The organism is Algoriphagus sp. TR-M9 (assembly GCF_027594545.1).
GTDB lineage: Bacteria > Bacteroidota > Bacteroidia > Cytophagales > Cyclobacteriaceae > Algoriphagus > Algoriphagus halophytocola.
Genome location: NZ_CP115160.1, coordinates 3,440,978 through 3,452,721, shown reverse-complemented (window position 1 = coordinate 3,452,721; position 11,744 = coordinate 3,440,978). Strand labels below are relative to the sequence as shown.

Below are 11,744 nucleotides of genomic sequence, written 5' to 3'. Positions count from 1 at the left end.
TTGAATGTTTTGTGACAGTGCTCCTCTTCTTACTTTCGGTCATTACTTAAACTCACAAAGAAATGAAACGAAACGTAAGACCTAACAACGATGGAGGAATAATCTTCGGGTTTATTATACTAGCCGTAGGAGTGCTGATCTTGCTTAAAAAGCTAGATGTTTTTTATCCTGACTGGTTGCTTTCCTGGCCTATGATTTTGATCGCGATAGGAGTGATCACTTTAGTAAAGCATGAGTTCAAGAGCTTTTTCGGTGTGGTGATGCTTTCTCTGGGTGCGTATTTTCTGCTAGAGCGGGAATTTGGACTGGACTTCGGAATTCAACGATTTATTTTTCCTATAGCTCTGATTGGTCTGGGTATTTACCTGATTACCCAGAAGCGAAAGGAGCAACAAGTTATGAACGATATCCAAGATCAAATCAGGTCCAAGTCTAAAGTAGGGGCCTCCTCCGGTTCCTCTTATGCCTCCAGTTCTTCTTCAGAGGACAATGAAAGTGTCGGAGCCACTTATAATCAATCGGGTCAGAATAAATCCTATTCAGGAATGTCCGGAGTGTCAGGAACCAGTTTTTCTGACAGTGTATCTATTGACTCCATCATGAGTGGTATCAATAAGAGAATGCTGACGAAAAACTTCCAAGGAGGGAAACTGACCGCAGCTTTTGGAGGAATAGACCTTGACCTGACGCAGACGGATTTCACGGGTATGGTTACCTTACAGGTGGATGTGATTTTCGGAGGGATAAAATTAGTGGTGCCTCCTCATTGGGATGTGCGAGTAGAGGTCACCAACATAGCGGCAGGGGTAGAGGACAAAAGAGTTTACCGACAGACTGAAGTGGATTCTGATAAGGTGATGGTGATCAAAGGAACGGTCTTCTTTGGAGGCTTGGAAATTAAGTCATATTGACGAACTTCCTCCATCTAAATACGCATAGGTTTGTTTTCAAAAGCATTTTCAAATCCCGCCAAAGGTAACTGGATCATTCAAGGAGCCGGAGTAATCTGGTTCCTTGCTACCTTTGGTTTGCTCAGCTACTATGGGATAAACCAAGCTACTGCTCTGGTAGATGCGCTGGTTTTTGCTCTCCTATTTGTCTTTGGGGTGAGTATCATAGAAAGAACCTTTGATTTTTATGTGCCCACAGGCAGGAATAACAGCATGCTACTGATCTTTCCCTTGCTGTATAGTTTTCTGGCACTTTACCTACATTTTCAGCTGTTGAAGTGGATCTTTGATCAGGATGAAATGTATGCTGTTTTTCTCAGAGATGTCTTCCTGCTTCGCTGGGCTATCCTGGGCATGGCAGAGGTCCTGGTGGCTTTGTTGGCTTTGGCAGTCTCCAAACTGGAAGAGCAAAAGGAAGCGAAAAACAGGGAAGTAATGATGAACGAACTGGCAAAGGAGGCAGAGCTTTCCCATCTGAGGCAGCAGCTCCAGCCGCATTTTCTATTTAATAGTTTGAATTCCATTAATGCATTGGTGGTGTCCCAGCCCCAAAAAGCCAGAGAGATGGTTTTGCAACTCTCTGATTTTCTGCGCGGAACTATTCGAAAAGACCATCAAAAGTGGATAGCTTTGGAAGAAGAGCTGACTTACTTGAGAATGTATCTGGACATAGAAAGAGTAAGGTTTGGGCACCGGCTGCAAGTGGATTTCTCTATAGAAGAGGATGCTAAAATGCTTAAGGTCCCCCAGTTGCTGATTCAGCCCTTACTTGAAAATGCGATCAAGCATGGCCTTTATGGAATCACCGAAGATGTAAAAATCAGATTGGAAGCGGTGAAGAATCAGAATTATCTGCTCGTGAAAATCGAGAACCCTTTTGATCCGGATGCAAATACTCCTCAGGGTGCAGGTTTTGGCTTGAGTTCAGTGGAGCGAAGACTGTTTTTACTTTTTGGGAGGAAGGATCTGCTCCTAAGCGAACGTGAAGGCTCCCTTTTTACTGTAGTTTTAAAAATTCCCCAACCAAAATGATTAAAACCATACTCATAGATGATGAGCCCTTGGCTTCCAGTGTTTTGCGGGAGTATCTCGAACCTTACCCGCAGTTTGAAATCCTCGCAGTATGCCAGGATGGTTTTCAGGGCTTAAAAGCAATTCAGGCTCATCAGCCTGATTTAATTTTTCTGGATGTGCAAATGCCCAAAATCACCGGGTTTGAGATGCTGGAGCTGCTAGAAGAGCCACCGGCAGTGATTTTTACCACGGCTTTTGACCAGTATGCCCTGAAGGCTTTTGATGCCATGGCTGTAGATTACTTGTTGAAGCCCTTTTCTACAGCTCGTTTTGCCAAGGCCATAGAAAAATACCTTCAGACCAGATCTGAGGAGAGACTGCCTGCTGGGGAACTTGGGAATATGGCAGAAAAGAGCAATAGATTGGTGGTAAGAGTGAAAAATGAAATCAAGATAATTCCTACCCGGGAGGTCTCATTCTTTGAAGCGGAAGACGATTACATAGCGATCCATTGCCCATCAGGAAAATACCTGAAGAAAATGACCATGAAGTCTCTGGAGGAGGCGCTGGACCCAAGTAAGTTTGTGAGGGTTCATAGATCCTTTTTGGTGAATCTGAATGAAGTAAGCAAAATTGAGCCTTATGAGCGGGATAATCACCTGGTTTTGCTTCGTGGAGGAGAGAAAGTGCCTGTGAGCAAGACTGGCTATGGGAGGTTGAGACAGGTGCTGGGCTTGTAGTTTTCAGTTCTCAGTCCCAATGAATGGCGCAATTCTTCAGGCTTGTGCCTTTATAGCTGTAGTCTTCTGACTGCATCTTTAATTAAAGCTGCCAAAATGAAAGGCAGTCTGAAGAATGCAGTACTTGGGGTGACTTGAACCAAACGGCATTTAAAGATAAAAGCCCCGATCACTCAGGGCTTTTGGTAATTAATATTCGTCTTCGTTGAAGAAGAAGTCGTCTTTGGTAGGATAATCCGGCCAAATCTCTTCGATGGTCTCATAAGGTTCTCCATCGTCTTCTAATTCTTGTAAGTTTTCTACTACTTCCATGGGGGCGCCTGATCGGATGGCATAATCGATTAATTCATCCTTGGTGGCTGGCCATGGGGCATCCTCTAAATAGGAAGCTAATTCAAGTGTCCAGTACATAGTGTTTATTTTAAGTAGTTCCGGAGATTAAGGGTTGCAAAATTATTCTTTTTTTTAAATAATAACTGATCTACTGATTATTTAAAAGAAAGTTGTTTTAAAATGTAATTTTTTACATCAACTTTTCTTTTGATGCCGAATAATTTTTTCTTCATCATCATGTCAAAGTCATTGGATTTCACACGGAAATTCTCAGCATTTTCCTGAGCAGATTCCAGTTCCGCTTGATCTCTTTTCAATAAGTCTTTGAGTAAAGCAGTTTTGATCTGAATTTGTTCCGATTCGGGTTTTTCATCAAAATCAGGATATTTTCCATGAACCAGTTTTTCCAGAAATGCTTTCTCAAATACGATGTCGGAGAAAAACTGAAATGATCTGGCCAGCAGATTTGCCTCGCGAGGCTTTCTAGCGGGTAGTTTTCTCCACTCACCTTGTATTTCTTTGGCCCGGCCGATCAGTTCATAGCTGCTTGGCTTACCGGCCAGTCCTTTGATTTCCTCTGTCAATGCCTCCACTCTACGCATGAGTTCACGGGGGTTCATCTGCGGGGCAGACTGCAGGGTTCTTTTGTACCTGGAGAAGATCCTATTGTTCAGCCTGGAAAATTCATCCCAAAGCGGTTGACGCTTTTCAGCTGGCACTTTCCCGGCGGATTTCCATTCTTTTTGGATTTTCTTGCTGATTTCAAAAGCGGTTTTGGCATCTGGGAAGTCATGCGCTTCCCTCGCCTGCACCACCAGAGCCTCATACACCTTGATGTTTTCTTCGGCCTGTAGCGCCAGTCCCTCGAAGAAATGTCTTCTGTTTTCGAAGAAGTGCTGGACTATGTCGTTGAAGGTGGTTTCGATTTCCTCCTGATGCTCTTTGTCCACCGGCCCGGTTTTGATCCATCGGAGCTTGAGCTCTTTGTAAAATTCTGTGGTTTCTTTCCAGTCGGTGTCGTCTTTCTTGGTTTCAGCTTCCTGAATCAAAGCCCTCTTGATCTCAAGGTTCTTGGTTCGGTTGGACTGGATAATCTCATTGAGGTACTCTTCCTGAGCGGAAAGGTCTTCAATCAATTTAACGAAGTCTCCCAGTGCATCAGCTTGCATAAGGGATTCACGTAGGTGAATGAGTTTCATTAAGAAAGAACCCTTGTTTTGGTTCTCAGCGATGTCTTGCTTGAGTTTCTCTACTTTCTCCTTGAGCTGGTCAAATCTGCCCTCAAAGTAGGCAATGGTAGAGGCCTCATCTTCTTTTACTTCACCGATTATTCTGTCTTCCTGACCCAAAAAACCCTTTATATAGACTTTGTTTTCCTTGATGTATCCATACGGATGTTCCATTCTTATACAGTAGGTTAGTTGGCGGTTTGTGATTTTCCGCAAATTAATTAATTCAAAAGCACTTATCCTAAGAAAGCGGTTTTTTTGCCATCTTTGATTCTTAAGTGCAATTTTAAAGTAAAAATATAACGCATGAGTTCAGAAAAAATCATCTTTTCCATGGCGGGAGTTTCAAAAATTTATCCGCCGCAGAAAAAAGTCCTCAAAGATATCTATCTCTCATTTTTTTATGGTGCCAAAATCGGAGTCCTAGGTCTGAACGGTTCAGGAAAGTCTTCTCTTTTGAAAATCATCGCCGGTATGGATAAGGAATTCCAGGGCCAAGTGGTCTGGTCGCCAGGCTACTCCGTGGGTATGCTGGAGCAAGAGCCCAAGCTGGATCCCGGCAAAACCGTCAAGGAAGTGGTAGAAGAAGCTGTGTCAGAGACAGTAGGATTGCTCAAGGAGTTTGAAGAAATCAACGAGAAATTCATGGATCCTGCCCTTATGGAAGATCCTGATGCCATGAACAAACTCATAGAGCGCCAGGGTGAAGTACAGGAGAAGCTGGATGCTGCCAACGCATGGGAACTGGATGTGATGCTGGATAAGGCCATGGACGCGCTGCGCCTGCCGCCTAGCGATGCCATAGTCGAGAATCTGTCCGGTGGTGAAAAAAGAAGGGTAGCGCTTTGTAGACTCCTGCTGCAGGAGCCAGATGTGTTGCTTCTCGATGAACCTACCAACCACCTGGATGCGGAATCTGTGCATTGGCTGGAGCAGCACTTGCAGAATTATAAGGGAACTGTCATTGCGGTGACCCACGATAGATATTTCTTGGATAATGTAGCCGGTTGGATTCTTGAGCTGGATCGTGGCGAAGGTATTCCCTGGAAAGGAAATTATTCTTCCTGGCTGGATCAGAAGCAGAATAGATTGAAGCAGGAAGAGAAGACAGAGTCCAAGCGTCAGAAGACCTTGGAGCGGGAACTGGAATGGATCAGAATGACACCTAAGGCAAGACAGGCGAAAGGTAAAGCCCGTCTGAGTGCCTATGATAAGCTGGTAGGAGAGGAAGCCAAGGAGAAGGAGGCCAAGCTGGAGTTGTTCATCCCACCAGGACCTAGGTTGGGAGCCAAAGTCATAGAAGTGAATGGGGTGTCCAAAGCTTACGGGGACAAGTTGCTGTTCGAAGATCTTTCATTTGCTTTGCCACAGGGCGGAATAGTAGGTGTGATCGGACCAAACGGAGCAGGTAAATCCACTCTTTTCAAACTGATAACAGGTCAAGAGAAACCGGACTCTGGGAATTTCGAAGTGGGTGAAACGGTGCAGCTAGCCTACGTGGATCAAGGACATGATATACTAGATCCCAATAAGTCGGTTTACGAGACCATATCTGAAGGAAATGAGCTGATGAAACTGGGAAATAAGGAAGTGAATGCCAGAGCCTATGTATCCAAGTTTAATTTTGGAGGTGCTGACCAAGAAAAGAAAGTAGGCGTACTTTCCGGTGGAGAGCGAAACCGGGTTCACTTGGCCTTGACGCTGAAAGAAGGCGGGAATCTCTTGCTTCTCGATGAGCCTACCAATGATTTGGATGTGAACACCCTGCGTGCTCTGGAAGAAGCCTTGGAAAACTTCGGTGGATGCGCAGTAGTCATTTCCCACGATAGATGGTTCCTGGATAGAATCTGTACGCATATTCTGGCCTTTGAAGGGGATTCTCAGGTGGTTTGGTTTGAGGGTAACTTCTCCGACTATGAAGAGAACAAGAAGAAGCGTCTGGGCGATGTGGAACCGAGGAGGATTCGGTATAAGAATTTGAAATAAAGTCTGAAAGCTGAATTCAAAAAGCTGAAAATTGTTTCGTCACAGCGAGGTACGAAGCAGTCTAAAACAAAACCTCTTTCAATCTTGCTAATCAGGATTGGGGGAGGTTTTTTTATGTTGACTTGCTTTGTTACGAAAATTTAATAGATTAGCTAAAAATACAATTGTATGAAGTTTAAATTCTTTTCTATAGGTCTTTTATTCATAATTTTTTCATGTGGAGTAAAGACATTGAAATCCGATGAAAACCGGGAATTTGAATTCGTGAAGGTAGATTCACTCGTCACGGATATTCTGGAGACAGTTCGGATTCTTGACTATCATCATGAAAAAGAATTGTACCTGATCGTGAAGCAGATGAGCATGGAAGGACATTACATGCTCCTGGATAAAAATGGGGAAATAGTAGCAGAAAATAAGCTGTCCGAAGGGCCAGACGCATTTGGGATGGTTCTACTCAGAGCAGGGTTTGTTGGGGATGAGATTATGTTTGTCTCAGATGGAAAGGCTTTTGTCTATGATCTTGACTTCAAGCAATTGAGGAAATTTCCATTTGAGCAAAACCCGAGAGTGAAATTGGTTCATTTCTCCTTGGATAATCTCAGCACTTTTAAATCTTCAAATGGTGAGTTAAGTGCTATCGCAAATCTAAATGATGGCTATTACCAGCCTTATCCTTTGGATTATTATGATACCCTTAACATGGTTCATTTGCTGGATGTTCGTACTGGGTCTGTTTCAAAAGGAGGAAAGTTGAATGAAAATGGGAAATTTCGTTCGGGTAGGTTTTATCCTTTTATGGATAAACCGGTCTATTTTTCTGACCTTCAATCGAAGTACATTTCCACCATTTTACGCGGTGATACCACCTTGTATCAACTAGACCCAAATCAAAATTTCAAAGTGGTAAATCAAATCCAGCTGAAAAGAATACAGCCTGATGTTATCAAAGATATTCCCATGGAAGAGGCTTCCTTTACTAGCGTAAAAGAGTATAGGTCTGAAAATGTCAGGCTGGGAGGGGCTTTTGATGAAATGATGGGAAATGGGGATGAGGTCTTAGTTGGATACCAAACCGGGGACGATTTGGATTTGGCAGCTTTAAATGCAGGCAAAAAGGATGGCGAGAAATTAATTCATACCAAAAAGAGATTTTACTTTTTAATTAGGAATGGAAAATTACTAGGGAAAGAGATCGAGTGGACATTGCCGGGAAGTCTTAAGTTAAATGTGGGGCCAAATAGGTATTTACAATACGGAGATCAAGCCGAACTTCATGAGTTTGAGAAGGATTATCAGTGCTATTATATTTATGAGCTGAGGGAAATGGAGTAGCAGAATTCTTTCCCTGTTCCTAAGCTCTTCGAATCCCAATGAATATCGCGGATGCAATCTTGAAGCTCATTCTAAAGATTTAAAACCTTCGAGGTTTTAAAAACCTCAAAGGTTATCAGATGTCGATTCCTGAATAGCGGGATGCACAACACTCCTATACTCTTCCCAGGTAAATAGAATCAGAGATTATAATTTTTTTGGTATTCAGAGGTCTATGAAAAGCCAAGTATACTTCCCATTCATTTTCCGAATCTACAGCATCAAGTTGTACCAAGGCTTGTAGCTCATTTCTTCTTCCTGCCTCTTTAATCCATATATGCTTTTGCAACTCCGGTTGGTTTAAAAGGATCATGACACTGTCTCCTTCACTGGCATTGCCCTCTAGTGAATTGTCCTTCCAGGATATTGAAATACCCTCCTCGGTTCGGAAAGCCAATGGAGATTCTGCTCCCAATAAACTTCCCCTGCTTATTTGTAAAAAGGCAGGATTGATTCTAGGATTAGCTTTATGATTATATCCTTTGGTGGATACATTGGTGTGAGCCCAATTCATCCCTGTCTTTTGATCAAGATAGTTCTGGTATCCAAAATCCAGAACCCTTGAAAGCGGACGGAGATAGTCATTGACTTCTGCCAGTCGGTTTTGATACACTTTCTGCAATGGTGTAGGGTTAGTTCCGTTCTTATGTGGAGCCCTAGGCAAACTTCTCATAATGATCTTCCCATTGAGCTTGTAGAAAGTAAAACCGCCCACTTTTCCTTGAGGCTGGATTACGCTTGTATCTGAAAGAGTAGCCATAGTTGTTAGAATATGAAGTAAAACTACATCCAATTTAGCTAAATCATTTAAAAAAGCAAATGGTAAAGCATCTAATGGTCAATGTTTTAGCTGGTATTGTTCAGTGTTTATTCATAAATTTTTTGTATAAAATCTGTTTAATACTTGTATTAACCTTGGATAAACCCTGTATAAACTTTTACTTCTGTCAACTTTTTTATAAGCCTTTAGCTAATTGTGAACTAACGCTACAGCCCGTGGAAAAGCATTCTATACTCCAGCTTTTGAAGCTTGAATTGGGGTTTTGAATACGAGAATTCAATTTGCAAGAAGCTCATTGCTCAACTTCTCTCTTTCCAATAAGCATAGGTTTAGGATCTGCCCCACCATTGCATTTATCTTTTCTGTGGCAGATGTGCAGCAATTGAATTGGGGTTTGTATCTGGATTGAGAATAGGACTTATCAAGAAGACTTAAGAAGGTTAACTCTTCCTCAGACTGAAACAATTCTGTAAGCTCTGGGATATATTTACCGGCATAGCGGAGTAAGACCCGGATTTCATGTGTTTTCTTTTCCTGCATTTCCCAAGCCTGTAGGATAGTTCGTAGGGAGAGCTCGGCTGCCTGGTGCAATAAAAATACTTTCATTTCTGTCTTACAGGACTGAGCTTGCTTCATCAATTCCTCTGCTTTCTTCATCCCTGAATCATAGCGTATCAGAGCTTTTTTTTGGATCTCTGTCCAGGTCCTTTTTGAAAGTTCGGGAAGGCCTTTAAAATCCGCCGATTGATAGACTGGCTGGGTTTGGGAAAACTCTTTCCAAAAGTATGGAGTCCCTTCTTCGAGTTGTTTGGACAGATAGCTGTAGGCAATGCTATGGATGTGAAATTCAGAGGAGGAACTACAAAGAAAGCCCATGGTCTTTTCTACCTCGTCGTGCTGATCCGGTGATAGATTAGGCAGGAGTAAATAGAAGTCCGCAAAATCATTCCCTTTTTTCCAATAAATGGCTTTGGGTTGGATGAGTAATTCCAATGCCTTGCAGAGCTCTTGGTTTTTTTCATTCATGGAGCGATTGAATCTGGCGTGAAACAGCTCCATTTGCTTGTTTACTTGTGTGATGAGCAATTCAAAAAAGAAAAGCCTACTGCTGATTTCCAGATCTGTAAGATCCTTCTTTGCTATCTCCAGCAACCAGCTTTGATGCATTTCCCAGAGGTAGGCATTGATATCTTCCTCATAATAGGAATCAAAAATTTCTTCGGGGCTGTGTTTGAAATTAAGTTGGAACATATGTCAGTGGTTTTAAATGGGAGAATACCTTGAATGGATCAAATAACAAGCCTCTGTCAGTTTGAGAAAGTAGTTGAAGTCTTCTAGGTATTCACCTTCGTCTCCATCAAAGATGGAATAGCTATAAAAGGCCATCTCCCGGAACTGATTCCAGCGTCTGATCCATTTTTTAAGTGAGTGTTTGAGGTAAAACTTTCGAAGAAAATCAGATGGGTTTAAAACCTCTTCTACAGAAAGCGTCCTGGGCAAATGCTTCAGTAATTGAGGTATCGTTAATATTCCAGATTGCTTTCTAAACAAACTTTCTGTCCAGCCATCAGCTATGTGCTCTCAGGATAGGTCATGCTTTTTTATCTCTGGGAATTCCTGTAAATGAATTCCAGAATAAATGATTTTTAGGATGAGTTGGCCAGAATAGATCATGGAGTCAGGGGGTGACTTTTCAAAGTCAATTTCATGGTTGAATACGGCCCATTGTATCTCCTCTATTTTTCTGATCCAGTGTGTAATGTCTCCAATATTCTGAAAGAGTTCTTTTAAGGTGACAAATGCCTGGTGCTGATTGCTGCAGCAGAAGGCTTTCCGGCAGGTGCTAAAAGTGTTTTCCATAGTTTAGGGATTGAGTAATTGACTGACTTGATATTCCAGTTCTTTCTGTTTGTTGACCAAAGCCTGAACAGTGCTGTACATTTCAGATTCTGAGGCCCAGTCTTTATTCATCGCTGCAATCAGTGCCCGGTTGATTTCGAGTGCCTGTAGCAAATATTCCAAGGTTAGGGATGGGTTTGATTGAAGAATAGAGGAAATAGATTCTCCCAATGAAATAGGGGAGTAGTAGATGTCGGAGAGATGAAGGTGCAAGTTGAGTTCCATTTGGTTTTTTATTTTGTGATGGTTTCAAATTGATGAATAGCCTTGGGATAGGGTATTCCGAAAAGGGATAGTTTAGAAAGGGGGTTGGGATAAAATATTCATGCCCAGGCAAAAAGGACGCAGGTAACCGATAGAATTCGACAAATTATATCTTCCGTCCCTTTGGGACTGATAAATGATATGGTGGGAATAATGCCGTAGGCATGAGCGATGCGCTAGCCGGTCATTTCAATAGCTGGAATATGGGTTTTGATAGGATTTCAAAAATGGCGTAGGCAAGGCCGATATCATTTAGAATTGGTACCCATACGACATATTTTGTCAGGATTTTTTAATCATTCCGGCGATATCCTTGTTCCATTCCCAGAAATGGAATAATTTAGTTAGAGGACTTAGAATAGAATTTTCTATTTTCCAATACACTTAGCAGACTATGAACGAGAAGATCCACCACGGCAGAAATATCAAGAGATTCAGGGAAATGATGGGCATCAAGCAAGAGGCCTTGGCTTTTGAACTGGGGGAGGACTGGTCTCAGAAGAAGGTCAGTTTACTGGAGCAAAAGGAAGAAGTGGAGGAGGACCTGCTGAGGCAGGTGGCCGAGATCTTAAAAGTACCTGCGGAGGCGATTAAGAGTTTTTCAGAAGAGCATGCCATAAACATTATTTCGAGTACTCTTCATGATAATGCAGGATCTATAAATAATCAATGTTCTTTAAATTTTAATCCAATCGACAAATGGGTAGAAGCACTTGAAGAAAACAAAAAGCTCTACGAGCGGCTGTTGGAATCGGAGCGGGAGAAGGTTGAGATTATGAAGAGGATGTTGGAGAAGTAAGTAATTGGTCTTATTGAGATGTCAGTGAGCAAAGACTTTTAGAAAAAAAAGTGCCCGATGTAGGGTGTTTTATACATTCGAAAATCAATTCATAGCAATGTTCAAATAGACACCTGGATTTATCATTCATCCGGGGCTGGTATTTCAAATCTCAGCCAGCCAGTCGAAATGAAATTTTGCCTAAAATCAGTAATGGCGATAAGGAACTTTTTGATTTCAACTTGACAAAATGGGGTTCAGAAAATTCTGCCAATAGTCTGAAAAGCATCGTAATTTCTTTGAAATACCTATTATTTTCCAACAAAATACCCTGTACAGGGTATGTTTTCATGTCTTTTTATTCCTTTTCTTGCATTCAGCCACTAAGGTTTTGGA

At 42.1% G+C, this 11,744-nt stretch carries 13 protein-coding genes; 6 read left to right on the top strand and 7 right to left on the bottom strand.

What is annotated here, in order from left to right; all coding sequences use genetic code 11:
* Positions 1-62 precede the first annotated feature (62 nt).
* The 3 genes from PBT90_RS14355 to PBT90_RS14345 are packed head-to-tail and all read left to right on the top strand — an operon-like array spanning position 63 to position 2,704.
* Positions 63-911 carry a cell wall-active antibiotics response protein gene (locus PBT90_RS14355; protein ID WP_264811278.1) on the top strand — a complete coding sequence of 283 codons (849 nt, stop codon included), beginning with the start codon at positions 63-65 and terminating at the stop codon, positions 909-911.
* Between the two features lie 30 nt (positions 912-941).
* On the top strand, positions 942-1,982 hold the full coding sequence (locus PBT90_RS14350; protein ID WP_270129773.1) for a sensor histidine kinase: 1,041 nt from the start codon (positions 942-944) through the stop codon (positions 1,980-1,982).
* Positions 1,979-2,704: a LytR/AlgR family response regulator transcription factor gene (locus PBT90_RS14345; protein WP_264811276.1), complete on the top strand. Its 726-nt coding sequence runs from the start codon at positions 1,979-1,981 to the stop codon at positions 2,702-2,704. Before PBT90_RS14350 ends, PBT90_RS14345 begins: the two co-directional genes overlap by 4 nt.
* 189 nt (positions 2,705-2,893) lie before the next feature.
* Here PBT90_RS14345 and PBT90_RS14340 read toward each other — a convergent pair whose 3' ends face one another.
* Both PBT90_RS14340 and PBT90_RS14335 read right to left on the bottom strand, forming a co-directional pair.
* Positions 2,894-3,115: a DUF2795 domain-containing protein gene (locus tag PBT90_RS14340; RefSeq protein ID WP_024284896.1), complete on the bottom strand. Its 222-nt coding sequence runs from the start codon at positions 3,113-3,115 to the stop codon at positions 2,894-2,896.
* A gap of 77 nt (positions 3,116-3,192) precedes the next feature.
* Positions 3,193-4,440: a DUF349 domain-containing protein gene (locus PBT90_RS14335; RefSeq protein WP_264811275.1), complete on the bottom strand. Its 1,248-nt coding sequence runs from the start codon at positions 4,438-4,440 to the stop codon at positions 3,193-3,195.
* 132 nt (positions 4,441-4,572) lie between these two features.
* Between PBT90_RS14335 and ettA the strand changes: the two genes are divergently transcribed.
* Entirely contained in the window at positions 4,573-6,252 is a 1,680-nt protein-coding gene (gene ettA, locus PBT90_RS14330; RefSeq protein WP_270129772.1) for an energy-dependent translational throttle protein EttA, read from the top strand.
* 168 nt (positions 6,253-6,420) lie between these two features.
* The gene (locus PBT90_RS14325) at positions 6,421-7,587 is read left to right on the top strand and encodes a hypothetical protein (protein WP_270129771.1); all 1,167 of its coding nucleotides are present in this window, start codon (positions 6,421-6,423) and stop codon (positions 7,585-7,587) included.
* Positions 7,588-7,741: 154 nt separating this feature from the next.
* Here PBT90_RS14325 and PBT90_RS14320 read toward each other — a convergent pair whose 3' ends face one another.
* From PBT90_RS14320 to PBT90_RS14300, 5 genes are all read right to left on the bottom strand, one after another.
* Complete coding sequence (locus PBT90_RS14320; protein WP_270129770.1) at positions 7,742-8,386, bottom strand: DUF6266 family protein; 645 nt, start codon at positions 8,384-8,386, stop codon at positions 7,742-7,744.
* A 297-nt stretch (positions 8,387-8,683) separates the two neighbouring features.
* Positions 8,684-9,658: a HEPN domain-containing protein gene (locus PBT90_RS14315; RefSeq protein WP_270129769.1), complete on the bottom strand. Its 975-nt coding sequence runs from the start codon at positions 9,656-9,658 to the stop codon at positions 8,684-8,686.
* Positions 9,659-9,670: 12 nt separating this feature from the next.
* On the bottom strand, positions 9,671-9,907 hold the full coding sequence (locus PBT90_RS14310; RefSeq protein WP_264811270.1) for a hypothetical protein: 237 nt from the start codon (positions 9,905-9,907) through the stop codon (positions 9,671-9,673).
* Between the two features lie 81 nt (positions 9,908-9,988).
* Entirely contained in the window at positions 9,989-10,267 is a 279-nt protein-coding gene (locus PBT90_RS14305) for a hypothetical protein (RefSeq protein ID WP_264811269.1), read from the bottom strand.
* Between the two features lie 3 nt (positions 10,268-10,270).
* On the bottom strand, positions 10,271-10,531 hold the full coding sequence (locus PBT90_RS14300) for a hypothetical protein (RefSeq protein ID WP_264811268.1): 261 nt from the start codon (positions 10,529-10,531) through the stop codon (positions 10,271-10,273).
* Positions 10,532-10,964: 433 nt separating this feature from the next.
* On the opposite strand from PBT90_RS14300, the gene PBT90_RS14295 reads away from it, so the two are divergent.
* Positions 10,965-11,369, top strand: a complete 405-nt coding sequence (locus PBT90_RS14295; protein ID WP_264811267.1) for a helix-turn-helix transcriptional regulator — start codon at positions 10,965-10,967, stop codon at positions 11,367-11,369.
* The last annotated feature ends 375 nt before the right edge of the window (positions 11,370-11,744 follow it).

What these genes read in the sequence shown, in the direction of transcription:
- PBT90_RS14355 (WP_264811278.1), top strand. Translation starts at nt 63, where the DNA reads ATGAAACGAAACGTAAGACCTAACAACGATGGAGGAATAATCTTCGGG.
- PBT90_RS14345 (WP_264811276.1), top strand. Translation starts at nt 1,979, where the DNA reads ATGATTAAAACCATACTCATAGATGATGAGCCCTTGGCTTCCAGTGTT.
- PBT90_RS14340 (WP_024284896.1), bottom strand. Translation starts at nt 3,115, where the DNA reads ATGTACTGGACACTTGAATTAGCTTCCTATTTAGAGGATGCCCCATGG.
- PBT90_RS14335 (WP_264811275.1), bottom strand. Translation starts at nt 4,440, where the DNA reads ATGGAACATCCGTATGGATACATCAAGGAAAACAAAGTCTATATAAAG.
- ettA (WP_270129772.1), top strand. Translation starts at nt 4,573, where the DNA reads ATGAGTTCAGAAAAAATCATCTTTTCCATGGCGGGAGTTTCAAAAATT.
- PBT90_RS14325 (WP_270129771.1), top strand. Translation starts at nt 6,421, where the DNA reads ATGAAGTTTAAATTCTTTTCTATAGGTCTTTTATTCATAATTTTTTCA.
- PBT90_RS14320 (WP_270129770.1), bottom strand. Translation starts at nt 8,386, where the DNA reads ATGGCTACTCTTTCAGATACAAGCGTAATCCAGCCTCAAGGAAAAGTG.
- PBT90_RS14315 (WP_270129769.1), bottom strand. Translation starts at nt 9,658, where the DNA reads ATGTTCCAACTTAATTTCAAACACAGCCCCGAAGAAATTTTTGATTCC.
- PBT90_RS14305 (WP_264811269.1), bottom strand. Translation starts at nt 10,267, where the DNA reads ATGGAAAACACTTTTAGCACCTGCCGGAAAGCCTTCTGCTGCAGCAAT.
- PBT90_RS14300 (WP_264811268.1), bottom strand. Translation starts at nt 10,531, where the DNA reads ATGGAACTCAACTTGCACCTTCATCTCTCCGACATCTACTACTCCCCT.
- PBT90_RS14295 (WP_264811267.1), top strand. Translation starts at nt 10,965, where the DNA reads ATGAACGAGAAGATCCACCACGGCAGAAATATCAAGAGATTCAGGGAA.